The sequence below is a fragment of the Streptomyces sp. FXJ1.172 genome (assembly GCF_001636945.3).
Classification (GTDB): Bacteria; Actinomycetota; Actinomycetes; order Streptomycetales; family Streptomycetaceae; genus Streptomyces.
Genome location: NZ_CP119133.2, coordinates 3,584,684 through 3,601,062, shown reverse-complemented (window position 1 = coordinate 3,601,062; position 16,379 = coordinate 3,584,684). Strand labels below are relative to the sequence as shown.

The following is a 16,379-nucleotide window of genomic DNA, read 5'->3' as shown; positions in this document are numbered from 1 at the left end:
TCGGGAAGAACTGGGCAGCCGATATGGCCGTGCGGGGCGGGCGTTGGGCAGGGAGGAGCCGAGGTGGCGGAGCAGAGGAAAGGAGCGGCCGGTCCCGGGGAGAGCGGCGGGCCGACCGCGTTCCCGCCCGATCTCACCGACGTCGACCTGCGGACTTTGCGCGCCATGGACGATCCGGACCTGATGGCGGCGGTGGCGGGCGTCCTGTGCCGGACGCGGGAGCAGGGCGAGGTCTGGTACACGACCGAGGACCCGCCCGACCGGCCGCCGGCCAGGCGGGCCTGGCCCGGGGACCGTACGTTTCCGGCCGGACTCGGCGCGCCGGCCACCGATGAGGACGACTGGGGATGATCCCGGCGACCGTCCCCGCCGAGACCATCAGGCAACTCGCCACCACCCGGCCCGCGCCCGCGGGTTCCGCGGCACTGCGTGCCGCACTCCACGCGCGTCGCATGCTGCTCCTGAAGGCCCTCCTGGTCCGGGTCGAGCGGGCGGGCGCCTCGCTCACGCCGGCCGCCCGCGGCCGCTTCGAGGCCGACTGGGCACTGCTGGAGAGGGCCGAGCACGCCGACCCGGCGGCGGTGCGCGCCCTCCTCGACTACCCGATGACCGGAGCCTGGCTCACCGCCGCGCTCGCCGCCGACGAAGGCCCCGCGCTGGAAGGGCAGCTGGCCCAGCTGAGCGGGGTCGCCCTTGCCGCCGCCGTGCGCGCGGGCTGCGCCGTGTCGGGGGAGCGGGCGGTGCCCTCGGGCGTGCTCGTGCTGCCCGGCCTCGGCGTGCTGCACTGCCCGTCCGGCCGGGTCCTGTTCGGCGGAGACCCGGGCCTGGTGCGCATCGGCGACTTCGCCGGCCGGACCGAGGTGCTGCTCGCCCGCGGCGGACCCGGCGGCCGGCCGGTCGGCGGCGGCACCGGCTGGTCGGGGCTTCGCGCGCTGCCCGGCAGCGCCGTACTCCTCGACGACCTCGACCCCTACCGGGTGCCGGCCCAGGGGATAGGCCGCGAGGCGCTGCCCGCCGTAGGGCGGCCGCACTCCACCCCCGGCCGGTGGGCCGAGCGCTGGCTCGCCGCACGGGCGCTGCTCGCGGCCGTGGACCCCGACCGGGTGGCGGAGAACGGGGCGGTGCTGCGGGCCGTGGTGCCCCTGGCTCCCTCGGGGCGGACGCACGGCCCGCCGATGAGCGCCACCCTGCGGGCCGCGCCCGGCGCCATGCTCAGCCAGCTGCCCGACGACGCCGACCGCCTGGCCGAGATGCTGGTGCACGAGACCCAGCACACCAAGCTGGCCACGCTGCACGAACTCGTCCCGCTGTACCGGCCGGGCGGCGCCCGGTACCGGGTGGGCTGGCGCACCGACCCGCGTCCCGTGCCCGGGGTGCTCCAGGGCGCGTACGCCCATCTGGCCCTGACCGACCTGTGGCGGCGGGTCCGCGCCGGGCCCGCCGGGCCGGACGGCTGGCGCACCCGGGCCGGGCACCAGTTCGAGGTCTCCTGGGATCAGGTCGGCGAAGCCTTGTCCATCCTCCGGGAATCCGATGAACTGACCTTTACCGGGCGGGAGTTCGTCCAGGAGATGGAACGGCGGCACGCGGATCTCGGCGTGGCGGCCCGAAGTCCTGGGTGACACGTCGTACATGGTGTATTGCGCTACGTTGTGCGGGCGCTCGCCCGTGGTGAGTCGGGCGTGGAAGGCAGGGAGCGGCGATGGCGGAGCAGCGGCGGTCGGACACCAACGGGGCACAGCACTTCCTGGTGGTCTTCCCCGGCTATCACCGTTCCTGGGCGGCCTGGATCGCCCAGACCCTGGAACGCCACGGCCACCGGGCCACCCTGCAGCGCTGGGACCCGCCGCGCGAGGTCCCGCTGGAGGACTCGCTCGGCGATCTGCTGCTCTCCAGCGGCCGGGTGCTGCTCGTGCTCAACGACTGGTTCTTCGAACTCGGCCCGCGCCCGGCCGGCGAATGGAACGACGTGCTGCGCGGCTTCGTCGCCCACCACGCCGACCGGTTCGCCGCCGTCAACCTCACCAACCGCCCGCTGCTGCCCGCCACCGCCGTCCTCGAACCGGCCAGCCTCTGGGGGCTCGGCGCGGAGGCCGCCGAGGAGCGCCTGCTCAGCCGGCTCGGCCTGGAGCGCCGGCGCAGTCCGCGCGTCCTGCCCGGCGAGGCCCGCTACCCGGAACTGCGCTGCGAGATCTGGGGCGAGGTGCCGCGCCGCAACCCGCGCTTCACCGGCCGCGACGACCTCCTCAACGAGATCCACGAGCGCCTGTCCGACGCCGAGCGAGGCGCCGCCGCCTGCACCCTGCTCGGCATGTCCGGCATCGGCAAGACTCAGCTCGCCGCCGAGTACGCGCACCGCTTCAGCACCGACTACGACCTGGTGTGGTGGGTCAACTCCGACGACCGCAACGTCCAGCGCGACCGCTTCGGTGAACTCGCCGTGGAACTCGGCCTGCCCATCGGCGGCGAGCCCGGTGAGCGCATCCGCGCCGTCCGGGAGGCGCTGCGCCGGGGCGAGCCGTACGCCAACTGGCTGGTCGTCTTCGACGGCTGGGACGAATCCGAGGGCATGAACGCGCTCCTGCCGCAGGGCGCCGGCCATGTCCTCGTCACCTCCCGCAGCCGGGCCTGGACCGAGTACACCGACGTCCTGGAGATCCCGGCCTTCCTGCGCGCCGAGTCCACCGGTTATCTGCTGCGCCGCGCCCCCCACATCACGGCGGCCGAGGCCGACGAGGTCGCCGCCGAGTTCGGTGACGTACCGCTGCCGCTGGTGCAGGCCGCCTCCTGGCTCGGCGAGTCCGGCATGGAGGTGCCCGAGTACCTGCGGATGGTGCGTGAACGCAAGCTCTCCACCGTCGACGAGCCCGCCACCGGCGAGGGCTTCCCGCAGTCCTCCATGACCTCCTGGTCGATACTGCTCAACCGGCTGCGCCGTTCCCAGCCCCAGGCCATCGACATCCTTGGGCTGTGCACGTCCTTCGCGCCCGGGCGCATCCCCCTCGGCCTCATCCGCGCCTACCCGCAGGCCGACCTGCCCGAAGAGCTGCGCTGGATGGCCACCGACCTGCCGGCCTGGACCCGCGCCCTGGACACCCTCGTCAACTACTCGGTGCTCACCCGCGAGACCCGCGGCCCGCTCGGCGCCGAGATGGGCCCGCACCAGGAGTCCGTGCACATGCACCGGCTCGTGTACGACATCGTGGCCAAGCTGACCAGCGAGGAGAACCGGGCCATCCACCGCCGGGCGGTGCGCACCCTGCTCGCCGAGGCCGACCCCGGCAACCCCGTGGACAGCAGGAACTGGCCGCGCTACGCCGAACTCCTGCCGCACCTGGAGCCCTCTGGCGCGCTCAGCAGCGGCCAGCCCCGGGTGCGGGTCACGGTCCTCAACTGCCTCCAGTACTGCCTGCGCAGCGGCGAGTACAACAGCGGCCTGGAACTGGCCCAGAAGATCCGCGACCGCTGGTCGAACGCCATGGACCCGCTGGACAAGAGCATGCTCGACCTGACCTACCAGGAGAGCTACATCCTGCGCTCCAGCGGCAGGTTCCGCGAGGCGCACGAGCTGGACCGGCGGCTGCTGGAGCGCCAGCAGGCCGCGCCCCGCAGCGACGGACTCACCGAGCTGATCACCCAGGGCTCCGTCGCCAGCGACCTGCGCTACCTGGGCCGCTACGAGGAGGCGCACGCCCTCCAGTTCCAGGTGTGGGAGGGCAACGAACGGCTGCTCGGACCCGACGAGGTCGGTACGCTCATCGCCCGGCACAACCTCGGCGTGAGCCTGCGGCTGCTCGGCCGCTACGCGGAGGCGTACGAACTCGACCTGGAGACCCTGACCCGGCGCGAGAACGTCCTGCGCGCCCGGCACATCAGCACGCTCCACTCGGCCAGCGCCGTCACCCACGACCTGCGCCTCCTCGGCCGCTTCCGGGACGCGCTGGCCCGCCAGGAGCCGGTGGTCCGCCTCCATGTGCAGGTGCTCGGCCCCCAGCATCCGCAGACGGTGGCGGCGCGGGTCCAGATGGCCCTGTGCCGGCGCCGTGAGGGCGGGCACGGCCAGGACGTGGGCGTCATGATGGCCGACCTCCTCGACCAACTCGTCCAGCTGCACGGCCGGGAGCACTACCGCACCCTGGCGTTCCTCACCGACTACGGCAACTACCTGCGCGAACACGGCGATCTGAGCCACGCCCGGGACCTGATCGGCGAGGCCGAGGCCGGCTACCGTGCCCTGCTCGGCCCGGCCCACCCGGTGGCCACGGGCATGCTCTCCAACACGGCGCTCGTCATGCAGGTGGCGGGCGAGCGCTCCGACGCGCTCGCCATGTCGGAGGCCGCGCTGGCCGGACTCACCTCCACCCTCACCGCCGACCACCCCTGGGTCCTCGGCTGCGCCCTGAACACGGCCGCCGCCCGCAACTTCACCGGCCGCCTCACCGAGGCCGCCGAGCTGAGCCGGGACACCCTGCGCCGGACCCGGCGGGTCCTCGGCCACGAGCACCCGCTCACCCTCTCCAGCCAGGTGGCACTCGCCGCGGACCTGCGGGGCGTGAACGAACGCGAGGAAGCCGGAAAGCTGGAGGAGGACGCCCTGCTCGCCCTCACCCGCACCCTGGGAGCCCAGCACCCCCACACCATCTCGGCCCGCCAACGGGTGCGGCCGTACTGGGACTTCGAGGCGTACTTGGGCTGAAGCGCCCCGGAAAGGGGCGCGGGGCACGCGCAAGGGCCCGGTACCGAGCGGACACTCGGTACCGGGCCCTCGCGTTCGGCTGGACCGCCGGAGGCCTACGCCTCGAACACCTCACGCACCAGCTGCTCCTGCTCGGCCTGGTGACGCTTGGCCGAACCCACCGCCGGGGACGAGGAGTGCGGGCGCGAGATGCGCCGCAGCCGCTCGCCGTGCGGGACGTCCGCACCGACCGCCAGGTCCAGGTGGTCGATCAGGTTGAGCGCGATGAACGGCCAGGCACCCTGGTTCGCCGGCTCCTCCTGCGCCCACAGGTACTTCTCGGCGTTCGGGTACTTGTTGACCTCCGCCTGCAGCTCGGCACCCGGCAGCGGGTACAGCCGCTCGATGCGGATGATCGCCGTGTCGGTGACGCCGCGCTTGACCCGCTCGGCCTCCAGGTCGTAGTACAGCTTGCCGGCCACGAAGACGACCTTGCGGACCGCGGCCGGGTCCACCGTCGCGTCGCCGATGACGGGACGGAACTGACCCGACGTGAACTCCTCCGTCTTCGAGGCGGCGGCCTTCAGGCGCAGCATCGACTTCGGGGTGAAGACCACCAGCGGCTTGTGGTGCGGGTTGTGCACCTGCCACCGCAGGAGGTGGAAGTAGTTCGACGGCAGGGTCGGCATGGCGACCGTCATGTTGTTCTGCGCGCAGAGCTGGAGGAACCGCTCGACACGGGCCGAGGAGTGGTCCGGGCCCTGGCCCTCGTAGCCGTGCGGCAGGAGCAGGGTGACGCCGGACGTCTGGCCCCACTTCTGCTCGGCCGCCGAGATGTACTCGTCGACCACCGTCTGGGCGCCGTTGACGAAGTCACCGAACTGCGCCTCCCACATCACGAGCGCGTCGGGGCGGGCCAGCGAGTAGCCGTACTCGAAGCCCATGACCGCGTACTCGGACAGCAGGGAGTTGTAGACGTTGTAGCGCGCCTGCTCCTCGGCGAGGTACTGCAGCGGGGTGTACTCCTCGCCCGTCTCGCGGTCGATGAGGACCGCGTGGCGCTGGCCGAAGGTGCCGCGCTGGGAGTCCTGGCCGGACAGCCGGACCGGGGTGCCCTCGAGGAGCAGGGAGCCCACGGCCAGCGTTTCGCCCATGCCCCAGTCGATCGTGCCGTCCTCGACCATCGTCGCCCGGCGCTGCAGCTGCGGCAGCAGACGCGGGTGCACGTGGAAGGAGTCCGGAATGTTGACCTGGGACTCGGCGATGCGCTTGACGACCTCCGAGGAGATCGCGGTGTTCACGGCGACCGGGAAGTCCGCCTGCGGGTCCGGCACCGGGCCGGTGCCCTCCTGGGCCGTGACGGCCTCGCGGACCTCGGTGAAGACCTTCTCCAGCTGGCCCTGGTAGTCCTGCAGGGCCTGCTCGGCCTCTTCCAGGGTGATGTCGCCGCGACCGATCAGGGACTCGGTGTAGAGCTTGCGCACCGAGCGCTTCTTGTCGATCAGGTCGTACATCAGCGGCTGGGTGAAGGCCGGGTTGTCCGACTCGTTGTGACCGCGGCGGCGGTAGCAGATGAGGTCGATCACCACGTCCTTGTTGAACGCCTGGCGGAACTCGAAGGCGAGCCGCGCCACGCGCACGACGGCCTCGGGGTCGTCGCCGTTGACGTGGAAGATCGGGGCCTCGATCATGCGGGCCACGTCCGTCGCGTACATGGAGGAACGCGAGGACTCGGGGGCCGCGGTGAAGCCGACCTGGTTGTTGATGACGATGTGGACCGTGCCGCCGGTGCGGTAGCCGCGCAGCTGCGACATGTTCAGGGTCTCGGCCACCACGCCCTGGCCCGCGAAGGCCGCGTCGCCGTGGATCGCCACCGGCAGGACCGTGAAGTCCGTGCCGCCCTTGTTGATGATGTCCTGCTTGGCGCGGGCGATGCCCTCGATGACCGGGTCGACCGTCTCCAGGTGGGACGGGTTCGCGGCCAGCGAGACCGTGATCTGCTCGCCGTCCAGGCCGGTGAAGGTGCCCTGGGCGCCCAGGTGGTACTTCACGTCGCCGGAGCCGTGCATCGACTTCGGGTCGAGGTTGCCCTCGAACTCGCGGAAAATCTGCGCGTACGACTTGCCGACGATGTTGGCGAGGACGTTCAGGCGGCCGCGGTGGGCCATGCCGATGACGACCTCGTCCAGGCGGGACTCGGCCGCGGAGTCGATCACCGCGTCCAGCAGCGGGATGACGGACTCGCCGCCCTCCAGCGAGAAGCGCTTCTGGCCGACGTACTTCGTCTGCAGGAAGGTCTCGAAGGCCTCCGCGGCGTTCAGCCGGCGCAGGATGCGCAGCTGCTCCTCGCGCTCCGGCTTGGAGTGCCCGCGCTCGACCCGGTCCTGGATCCACTTGCGCTGCTTGGGGTCCTGGATGTGCATGAACTCGATGCCGGTGGTGCGGCAGTACGAGTCGCGCAGCACGCCGAGGATGTCGCGCAGCTTCATCATCGACTTGCCGGCGAAGCCGCCGACGGCGAACTCGCGCTCCAGGTCCCACAGGGTGAGGCCGTGCTCGACGATGTCCAGGTCGGGGTGCTTGCGCTGGCGGTACTCCAGCGGGTCGGTGTCGGCCATCACGTGGCCGCGGACCCGGTAGGAGTGGATCAGCTCGAAGACACGGGCGGCCTTGGTGACGTCGTCGTCGTGCGAGGCGTCGATGTCCTTGAGCCAGCGCACCGGCTCGTACGGAATCCGCAGGGCCTCGAAGATGTCGTCGTAGAAGCCGTTCTCACCGAGGAGAAGGTTGGCGACGGCGCGCAGGAACTCGCCGGAGGCGGCGCCCTGGATCACCCGGTGGTCGTAGGTCGACGTGAGCGTCATGACCTTCGAGACGCCGAGCTTGTTCAGGGTGTCCTGGCTGGTGCCCTGGAACTCCGCGGGGTAGTCCATGGAGCCGACGCCCATGATCACGGACTGGCCGGGCATCAGGCGCGGCACGGAGTGGACGGTGCCGAGGCCGCCGGGGTTGGTCAGGGAGACCGTGACGCCGGTGAAGTCGTCCATCGTCAGCTTGTTGTCGCGGGCGCGACGGACGATGTCCTCGTAGGCCTGCCAGAACTCGAAGAAGTTCAGGGTCTCGGCCTTCTTGATGGCGGCGACGACGAGCTGGCGGTCGCCGTTGGGCTTCACCAGGTCGATGGCGAGGCCCAGGTTGACGTGCGGCGGCTTGACGAGGGTCGGCTTGCCGTCCTTCTCGCCGAACGACCAGTTCATCGACGGCATGGCCTTGATGGCCTGCACCATCGCGTACCCGATCAGGTGCGTGAAGGAGATCTTCCCGCCGCGGGCGCGCTTGAGGTGGTTGTTGATGACGATGCGGTTGTCGAACAGCAGCTTCACCGGGACCGCGCGGACCGAGGTGGCGGTCGGCAGCTCCAGCGAGGCGTTCATGTTCTTCGCGACCGCGGCGGCCGGGCCGCGCAGCGTGACCAGCTCCGGGCCCTCGGGGGCCGCGGCGGCCGGGGCGGCCTTGGCGGCGGCTTACGGCTGGGCGGGCGCCTGTGCGGGCTGCGCCGCTTGGCCGGGGCCGGGGCGGCCTGAGCCGCGGGGCCGGTGCCGGGGCAGGGGCCGCGGCGGGCTTCGGGGCGGCCGGAGCCGGCGCGGCGGCCTGGGGGGCCGGAGCCGCGGGCTGGGCCTGCGGGGCCGTGGAGGTGGTCCCTGCGGCCCCCGCGGCCGCAGTACCCGCCGCAGCCGGGGTGGCAGGTGCTCCCGGCTTGTAATCGGCGAAGAAGTCCCACCAGGCGCGGTCTACCGAATTCGGGTCCTGGAGGTACTGCTGATAGATCTCGTCGACGAGCCACTCGTTGGGACCGAACGCAGCAGCGGGGTTCTTCCCGGCTTGGTCGTCGGTCGAGACGCTCGGGTTACTGGGGGACTGTGGCGACACGGCGGCAACCGCCCTCTTCCGCTTCACAAGGTGGTGGACAGCGGGAATTAAGGCTACGCCCCCACAGGCGGGAAGGTCAGGTCGAGCAAGGTCATCGTCGCGTAAGTCACATCGGAAATCTTGTTTCAGGGCTTGATATGGCGGGAAACAAGCGTGGTTCCGCATGTGGGAAGGTGCACCGGAACGGACCCGGCGCGCCTTCCTCCGAAGGGTGGCGCGGGCCTGTCCCTGATCACACGTGTCCAGCTGCGCAGAAGGGCGGCGACCGTCGTGGATCTTGTGCTTCCGGTTCGGACTTTACGTCAACTTGAGACGGAAGTCAGTCCCGGAAGGGTGACGATGATCCGGCAGCCCCGCTCGGATTCGGCCACGCCGATCCGGCCACGGTGCAGATCCACCGCCCAGCGGGCGATCGCGAGGCCGAGGCCCGTGCCGCCGTCGCTGCCGGGGCCGTGCGGCCGGGTGACCGCGCCCCGGTTGAAGCGCTCGAAGACCCGGTGCCACTCCGAGCGCGGGATGCCGGGGCCCTCGTCCAGGACCTCCAGCTCCAGCGACTCCGGCTGCGGCCCGCGCCGCGCCTTCACCGTGACCCGGCCGTGCGGCGGGCTGTGCTTGACCGCGTTGTCGATCAGGTTCGCGACAACCTGGTGGATGCGCTCGGGGTCCGCGTGCGCGGTCAGCTCCGGCGGGGAGACGTCCAGGTGGAGGTGGACGTCGGTGCGCGTGTGGCTGCCGGAGCCGGAGGCGATGCCCGCCCGTGCCGAGGCCACCATGTTGGCCTCCTTCAGCACGCCGGACAGGTACGGCCACACCTCGAAACGGCGCATCTTCAGCGGGACGACGCCGTTGTCGAGCCGGGACAGGTCCAGCAGGGTCTCCACCAGCCGGCCCAGCCGCTCGGTCTGTTTCAGGGCCGTCCGCATGGTCTCCTGGTCGGCCTCGGTGACCCCGTCGACGATGTTCTCCAGCACGGCGCGCAGCCCGGCGATGGGCGTGCGCAGCTCATGGGAGACGTTCGCGACCAGCTCTTTTCGCTGCCGGTCCTGGGCCTCCAGCTCGTCCGCCATGACGTTGATCGTCTCGGCGAGGTCGCCCAGCTCGTCCCGGCGGTTCTCCCGCACCCGGCGGGTGTAGTCGCCCTGCGAGATCGACCGCGCCACGGTGTTCATCTCGTCCAGCGGCATGGTCAGCGAGTGCGCCACGAACTGCGTGATCAGCAGGGTGGCGATCATCGAGAAGACCGTGATGAAGCGCAGCTCGGTCTTGGTGTGCACCGCGATCATCGACAGGCCGGTGGTGATCAGCACCGCGATGACGACCAGCGCGCCCAGCTTGGTCTTGACCGAGAACGGGCGCACACCGCCCCAGGGATCCTCCCCGGGGCTCCTCCGTGCGGCCTGGCGCCCGTCGTCGTTCATGGCGTCGGTGTCTCCAGGGCGTAGCCCACGCCGTGCACCGTACGGATCCGCTCGGCGCCGATCTTCCGGCGCAGCGCCTTGATGTGGCTGTCGACGGTACGGGTCCCGGAGGCGTCCGCCCAGTCCCAGACCTCGGCCAGCAGCTGCTCGCGGGAGAGCACCGCGCGCGGGGTGTTCGCCAGGCACACCAGCAGGTCGAACTCGGTGGGCGTCAGGTGGACGTCCTCGGACTTCACCCGCACCCGGCGCTGCGCGTGGTCGATCTCCAGCTCGCCGAGGCGCAGGATGCCGGAGCGGGGCGTGGTGGCGGCGAGGGCCGCCCGCTCCACCCGGCGCAGCAGCACGTGCACGCGCGCGGCCAGCTCCCGCATCGAGAACGGCTTGGTCATGTAGTCGTCCGCGCCGACCCCGAGACCGACGAGCATGTCCGTCTCGTCGTCCCGCGCGGTCAGCATCAGCACCGGCACCGGCCGCTGTGCCTGCACCCGCCGGCAGACCTCGAGCCCGTCGAAGCCCGGCAGCATGATGTCGAGGATCAGCAGGTCGGGCTGCCAGGCCTCCGCCGTGTCGACCGCTGCCGGACCGTCCATCGCGGTCTGTACGAGAAATCCCTCAGCGCGCAGCCGGGCCGCGATGGCGTCGACGATCGTGGGGTCGTCCTCGACGACCAGCACCCGGCGCTGGGCGCCCTGGGTGCTCGTCGCGCCGCTCTGGGAGGTATGTGTCTGCTCCATCGCCCGCCCCTGCTTGTTGCTTTCCGGAATCCGTGGGGTGATCCCATGTCTGCGATTGACGCTTGAATGATCCGCGTCAGGGCAGCACATTACGGGGATCCACCGCGCTGTCGCTATCCAGGGCGGACCCCGAGGTGCACAGCGTCCGGAACGCCCCGGGCAACCGGCACCTCTTCGGTACGCACCTGCCGGAACCCGGCATTCCGCATGGTTCCTTCAAAATCCGGAGAGGGTTCGGCCGACCACACCGCGAGCACCCCGCCGGGTCTCAACACCCTTGCGCAGGCGGCGAGTCCGGCCGGAGCGTACAGTCCGGTGTTGCCGTCCGTGACGGTCCAGCCGGGTCCGTTGTCGATGTCCAGGCACAACGCGTCGAACGTGTCCGAAGTCTCATGGACGTAGCTCACGAGATCATCCCGCACGACCTGTGTGCGCGGATCACCGAGCGCCCCGGCGGACAGCTCCGCCAGCGGTCCGTCCCGGTGCCAGTCGATGACGGCGGGTTCCCGTTCCACGACGGTGATCCTTCCCCAGCGTGGATCCGCCGCGGCGTGTGCGAGCGAGAATCCCACCCCCAGGCCGCCGATCAGCACCGCGGGGCCCGGCCGGCCGTCCAGCGCGTCGTACGCCGCGTCGATCAGCAGCCGTTCCGAGCGGCCGTCGGAAGTGTCCATCAGGAAACACCCGTTGGCGATGATCTGGAGCAGTGCGCCGTGCCTGCGCAGCACCACCTCGCCGTACGGGCCGTCGCGCCGGTCGAGGACCACGGGAGCGTCGTGGGCGGCAGTCATGCTCCCATCCTGCTTGAACACGCCTTGTCGTTCACGGGAATTACGGATGGCGAGGGGGCCGGCATGGTGCGATGTACCCGTTCGTGCGATGCCGGGCGGTGGGTGTGCGGCGAGGTGCGGACGCCGCCCCAGCGTGAGAGGTTGCTGTGAATCGGCTCTCGCGTGGCGTCGGTCATAGACACGCGGACCTTCGAGCCCCAAGGGTGGGGCGCGACGGAAGGAGCGCCTCATCGTGGAACGGACCGCGACGGGCCCTGTGGCGGCCGCGTCCCCGCCCCCCGCGGGCACGCCCCTGTCCGACGGCACCGCCGCCGTGTTCCCGGCCCTGCTGGACGGCATGCCCCGCCAGCGCGGCGCCACGGCTCCCGCTCCCGTCCCCCTCGAGGTCCGCCCGCTCCCGCTCGGCGCCCGGTTGTGGCGGCTGCTGCCCACCCCGGCCGGCACACCCTTCACCTTCGCCTACGCGGCGGTCCTGGCCCTCACCTCCGCCCTCGCGGCCGTGGCCGCCCCCCAGCTGATGAACGTGCTCTACCAGAACTCCAGCACGGACGTGTCCCACCTGGTGCGCATGCCCGCGCAGGTGCTGCTGGCGAGCGCGCTGTGGATCGCGGGCGGGATCTTCTCGCCGTACACGGCCGCCTTCGTGCTGGTGCTCACCGCGCTGGAGCGGCGCATAGGCGGGGCGCGGGCGGCCTGTGTGTTCCTGGCCGGACACGTCCTGGCCACGCTCGCGACCGAGATCCCGGTGGGCCTCGCCGTCCTGTTCGGCCACCTTCCCGCCAGCTCGCTGCACCGCCTCGACTACGGCATCAGCTTCGGCGTGGCCGCGAGCATCGGCGCCCTGGCGGGCCTGCTCGGCCCCTGGCTGCGCTGGCCCCTGCTGACCGTGGTGGGCGGCCTGCTGCTGAGCGACCTGGCCGAGTTCGTGGACCCGATGACGGACTGGGGCCACCTGATCGCGCTCACCATAGGAGTGGCGAGCTGGCGCTTCGTGCGCCGCTGGGCGCGCGCCGCCTGACCCCTCCACCTGCGGAGGTCTCTGCGTCACCCCCTGATCGCTCACAGCGAACAGACCCGGGGAACACCAGCCCCATGCCCAGAGGTTGAGTCGGCATAGCTCAAGTTGACTGCCGAAGGGGAGATCATGGCTGCTGAGTCCACGGCGTTCACGCTTGTCCTGCCCGTGCTGCCGCTCGACGACGAGGTCGTGCTGCCCGGCATGGTGGTTCCGCTGGACCTGAGCGACACCGAGGTGCGAGCCGCGGTGGAGGCCGCACAGGCCGCCGCCCGGTCCGCGCCCGGAAAGCCCACGGTGCTGCTGGTGCCGCGCGTCGACGGCACGTACGCCAAGACCGGTGTGCTCGGCACGGTCGAGCAGGTCGGCCGGCTGGCCGACGGTGACCCGGGGGCTCTGATCCGCGGCCGCAGCCGGGTGCGGATCGGCGCCGGCACCACCGGCCCGGGCGCCGCCCTGTGGGTCGAGGGCGCCCGGATCGAGGAGAGCGTGCCCGAGCCGCTGCCGGGTCAGGTCGCGGACCTCGTCAAGGAGTACAAGGCGCTGGCCAGCACCTGGCTGAAGAAGCGCGGCGCCTGGCAGGTCGTGGACCGCGTCCAGGCCATCGAGGACGTCTCCGCGCTCGCCGACAACTCCGGCTACTCACCGTTCCTCACCATCGAACAGAAGGTCGAGCTGCTGGAGACCGCCGACCCGGTGGTCCGGCTCAGGCTCGCCACGCAGCAGCTGCGTGACCACCTCGCCGAGCAGGACGTGGCCGAGACCATCGCCAAGGACGTCCAGGAGGGCGTCGACAAGCAGCAGCGCGAGTTCCTGCTGCGCCGCCAGCTCGAGGCCGTCCGCAAGGAACTGCGCGAGCTGAACGGCGAGCAGGACGGCGAGGAGCCCGACGACTACCGCGCCCGCGTCGAGGCCGCCGACCTGCCCGAGAAGGTCCGCGAGGCCGCGCTCAAGGAGGTCGACAAGCTGGAGCGGTCCAGCGACCAGTCGCCGGAGGGCTCCTGGATCCGCACCTGGCTGGACACCGTCCTGGAGATGCCGTGGAACGAGCGCACCGAGGATGCGTACGACATCCAGGGCGCCAAGGCGGTCCTGGACGCCGAGCACGCGGGCCTTCAGGACGTGAAGGAGCGCATCACCGAGTACCTGGCCGTGCGCAAGCGGCGCGGTGAGCGGGGCCTCGGCGTCATCGGCGGGCGGCGCGGCGGTGCCGTACTGGCCCTCGTCGGCCCGCCCGGCGTCGGCAAGACCTCGCTCGGCGAGTCCGTCGCGCACGCGATGGGCCGCAAGTTCGTCCGCGTCGCCCTCGGCGGCGTCCGTGACGAGGCCGAGGTCCGCGGCCACCGGCGTACGTACGTCGGTGCGCTGCCCGGCCGGATCGTGCGTGCGATCAAGGAGGCCGGTTCCATGAACCCGGTCGTCCTGCTGGACGAGATCGACAAGGTGGGCTCCGACTTCCGCGGCGACCCGGCCGCGGCCCTGCTCGAAGTCCTCGACCCGGCGCAGAACCACACCTTCCGGGACCACTACCTGGAAGTCGAGCTGGACCTGTCCGACGTCGTCTTCCTCGCCACCGCCAACGTCCTGGAAGCAATCCCGGAGGCCCTCGCCGACCGTATGGAGATTGTGCGACTGGACGGATACACCGAGGACGAGAAGGTCGTCATCGCCCGTGACCACCTGCTCCCGCGCCAGCTGGAGCGGGCCGGTCTGAACAAGGACGAGGTCACGATCGACGAGGGCGCCCTGCGCAGGCTCGCCGGCGAGTACACCCGTGAGGCGGGCGTGCGCACCCTGGAGCGGTCCATCGCGCGGCTGCTGCGCAAGGTCGCGGCCCAGCACGAACTCGGCGAGCGGGAGCTGCCGTTCACCGTCCGGGACGAGGACCTGCGCGCGCTGATCGGGCGCCCGCACCACGTGCCCGAGTCCGCCCAGGACCCGGCCGAGCGCCGTACGTCCGTCCCGGGCGTGGCGACCGGCCTCGCGGTCACGGGAGCGGGCGGCGACGTCCTCTTCGTGGAGGCGTCCCTGGCCGACCCGGAGACGGGCGCGGCGGGGCTGACCCTGACCGGTCAGCTCGGCGACGTGATGAAGGAGTCGGCGCAGATCGCGCTGAGCTTCCTGCGCAGCCACGGTGCCGAACTGGAGCTGCCGGTGGCCGACTTGAAGGACCGGGGCGTGCACATCCACTTCCCGGCGGGCGCAGTCCCGAAGGACGGCCCGAGCGCGGGCATCACGATGACCACCGCCCTCGCGTCCCTCCTCTCGGGCCGGCTGGTCCGCACGGACGTGGCGATGACCGGCGAGGTCTCGCTGACCGGCCGGGTGCTGCCCATCGGCGGCGTGAAGCAGAAGCTGCTCGCCGCCCACCGCGCCGGGGTGACCACCGTGATCATCCCCAAGCGCAACGAACCCGACCTGGACGACGTCCCGGCCGAGGTGCTGGACAGGCTGGACGTCCACACCGTGACCGACGTCCGCCAGGTCCTCCAGCTGGCGCTCGCGCCCGCCGTGAACGGCGCGGTGCCGGAGGTTCCGGTCGCGGCGTGACGGACGCGGCCGGACGGGCGAAGGCCCGGGTCCCGTGAGGGAGGCCCGGGCCTTCGCCATACGCTCGTATCGATATGGATTGTTATGGGTCGTTATGGGTCGGGTGTGGGTCGGTAGAATTCGGGCGTGGGCTGGCCGCCCAGGAGCCCCTCCGGGCTGATCGGGGCCGAGATCGCGGGATACCGGGTGGAGCGCGAACTCGGCCGTGGCGGCATGGCCGTCGTCTACCGCGCCAAGGACCTGCGTCTGGGGCGTACGGTCGCGCTCAAGCTGCTGGCTCCCGAGTACACCCGCAACGAGGCCTTCCGGCGCCGCTTCACCCAGGAGTCGCGGGTGGCCGCGGCCATCGAGCACCCCCACATCGTCCCCGTCTTCGAGGCGGGCGAGGCCGACGGGGTCCTCTACATCGCCATGTGCCTCGTCGACGGCCAGGATCTGCGGGCCCTGATCGACCGGGCGGGCCCGCTGCCGGTGCCGGCCGCGCTGCGCATCGCGGCCCAGCTGGCATCCGCGCTCGACGCGGCCCACGCGCACGACCTGGTGCACCGGGACGTCAAACCGGCCAATGTCCTGGTCGCCAGGGGCGTCGACAGCGAGCACCCCGAGCACGTCTACCTCACCGACTTCGGGCTGGCGAAGAAGTCGCTGTCGCTCACCGGCTTCACCGGCGCGGGCGAGTTCGTCGGCACCCTCGACTACGTGGCCCCCGAGCGGATCGCCGGGCGCCCGGTGGACGGCAGGGCCGACCTGTACAGCCTGGCCTGCGTCGTCCACGAGATGCTCGCGGGCACCCCGCCCTTCCGCCGGGAGGACCCCCTGGACCTGCTCCGGGCCCACCAGTACGAGCCTCCCCCCGCCCTCGGTGCGCGGCGGCCGGGCCTGCCCCCGGCCGCCGACGGCGTCGTGCGCAGGGCCCTGGCCAAGGCGCCGGACGACCGGTACGGCAGCTGCCTGGAGTTCGTCGCGGCCCTGCGCGCGGCCGTCGCCGACGCCGGCCCCCGGCGCCGTACGCCGACCCTGGTGGACCGCGCTGCGCCACCGGATCCGCCGTCCTGGGCCAGGGCGTTCCTCACCTAATGGGACTCATCGAGTCGTGAGTGAGACTCGATGAGTGGCCGCCAGCAGGTGAGCACTACCCACACCTGAGCCGTTCGAGCTCTGGTGTCAGACCGTGCCCCTGCTTGGTCGGCCGGGAGGCCGGACTGCTGATGGGATGGCGTGCGCGCCGGGCAGGTTGGGCGTGAGCACTGGATCCATTAGGGCGCG

At 71.7% G+C, this 16,379-nt stretch carries 9 protein-coding genes and 1 pseudogene; 6 read left to right on the top strand and 4 right to left on the bottom strand.

What is annotated here, in order from left to right:
- The first annotated feature begins 63 nt into the window (after positions 1 to 63).
- From A6P39_RS15820 to fxsT, 3 genes are all read left to right on the top strand, one after another.
- Positions 64 to 351, top strand: a complete 288-nt coding sequence (locus A6P39_RS15820; protein ID WP_107304534.1) for a hypothetical protein — start codon at positions 64 to 66, stop codon at positions 349 to 351.
- Positions 348 to 1,622: an aKG-HExxH-type peptide beta-hydroxylase gene (locus tag A6P39_RS15815; protein ID WP_067055652.1), complete on the top strand. Its 1,275-nt coding sequence runs from the start codon at positions 348 to 350 to the stop codon at positions 1,620 to 1,622. Before A6P39_RS15820 ends, A6P39_RS15815 begins: the two co-directional genes overlap by 4 nt.
- Before the next feature lie 80 nt (positions 1,623 to 1,702).
- Positions 1,703 to 4,696 carry an FxSxx-COOH system tetratricopeptide repeat protein gene (gene fxsT, locus A6P39_RS15810; RefSeq protein ID WP_067055654.1) on the top strand — a complete coding sequence of 998 codons (2,994 nt, stop codon included), beginning with the start codon at positions 1,703 to 1,705 and terminating at the stop codon, positions 4,694 to 4,696.
- Between the two features lie 95 nt (positions 4,697 to 4,791).
- On the opposite strand, the pseudogene A6P39_RS15805 reads toward fxsT, so the two are convergent.
- The 4 genes and pseudogenes from A6P39_RS15805 to A6P39_RS15790 form a co-directional block, all read right to left on the bottom strand.
- Positions 4,792 to 8,605: pseudogene (locus tag A6P39_RS15805) on the bottom strand (multifunctional oxoglutarate decarboxylase/oxoglutarate dehydrogenase thiamine pyrophosphate-binding subunit/dihydrolipoyllysine-residue succinyltransferase subunit).
- 302 nt (positions 8,606 to 8,907) lie between these two features.
- Positions 8,908 to 10,023 (bottom strand): sensor histidine kinase, encoded by a 1,116-nt coding sequence (locus A6P39_RS15800; RefSeq protein WP_067055659.1) that lies wholly within the window; start codon positions 10,021 to 10,023, stop codon positions 8,908 to 8,910.
- Positions 10,020 to 10,757, bottom strand: a complete 738-nt coding sequence (locus A6P39_RS15795) for a response regulator transcription factor (protein ID WP_067055662.1) — start codon at positions 10,755 to 10,757, stop codon at positions 10,020 to 10,022. The genes A6P39_RS15800 and A6P39_RS15795 overlap by 4 nt, the downstream gene beginning before the upstream one ends.
- Before the next feature lie 113 nt (positions 10,758 to 10,870).
- Positions 10,871 to 11,548, bottom strand: a complete 678-nt coding sequence (locus tag A6P39_RS15790) for a spermidine synthase (protein WP_067055664.1) — start codon at positions 11,546 to 11,548, stop codon at positions 10,871 to 10,873.
- Positions 11,549 to 11,780: 232 nt separating this feature from the next.
- Here A6P39_RS15790 and A6P39_RS15785 point away from each other — a divergent pair, with 232 nt between their 5' ends.
- The 3 genes from A6P39_RS15785 to A6P39_RS15775 all read left to right on the top strand — a co-directional run bounded on the left by A6P39_RS15785 (position 11,781) and on the right by A6P39_RS15775 (position 16,190).
- Positions 11,781 to 12,566 (top strand): rhomboid-like protein, encoded by a 786-nt coding sequence (locus A6P39_RS15785; RefSeq protein WP_067055668.1) that lies wholly within the window; start codon positions 11,781 to 11,783, stop codon positions 12,564 to 12,566.
- 126 nt (positions 12,567 to 12,692) lie between these two features.
- Complete coding sequence (gene lon / locus A6P39_RS15780; RefSeq protein WP_067055671.1) at positions 12,693 to 15,113, top strand: endopeptidase La; 2,421 nt, start codon at positions 12,693 to 12,695, stop codon at positions 15,111 to 15,113.
- Between the two features lie 126 nt (positions 15,114 to 15,239).
- On the top strand, positions 15,240 to 16,190 hold the full coding sequence (locus A6P39_RS15775) for a serine/threonine-protein kinase (RefSeq protein WP_067055674.1): 951 nt from the start codon (positions 15,240 to 15,242) through the stop codon (positions 16,188 to 16,190).
- Positions 16,191 to 16,379 lie beyond the last annotated feature (189 nt).

Excerpts from the sequence above, each read along its gene's own strand:
- fxsT (WP_067055654.1), top strand. The coding sequence starts at position 1,703 with ATGGCGGAGCAGCGGCGGTCGGACACCAACGGGGCACAGCACTTCCTG.
- A6P39_RS15800 (WP_067055659.1), bottom strand. The coding sequence starts at position 10,023 with ATGAACGACGACGGGCGCCAGGCCGCACGGAGGAGCCCCGGGGAGGAT.
- A6P39_RS15815 (WP_067055652.1), top strand. The coding sequence starts at position 348 with ATGATCCCGGCGACCGTCCCCGCCGAGACCATCAGGCAACTCGCCACC.
- lon (WP_067055671.1), top strand. The coding sequence starts at position 12,693 with ATGGCTGCTGAGTCCACGGCGTTCACGCTTGTCCTGCCCGTGCTGCCG.
- A6P39_RS15790 (WP_067055664.1), bottom strand. The coding sequence starts at position 11,548 with ATGACTGCCGCCCACGACGCTCCCGTGGTCCTCGACCGGCGCGACGGC.
- A6P39_RS15795 (WP_067055662.1), bottom strand. The coding sequence starts at position 10,757 with ATGGAGCAGACACATACCTCCCAGAGCGGCGCGACGAGCACCCAGGGC.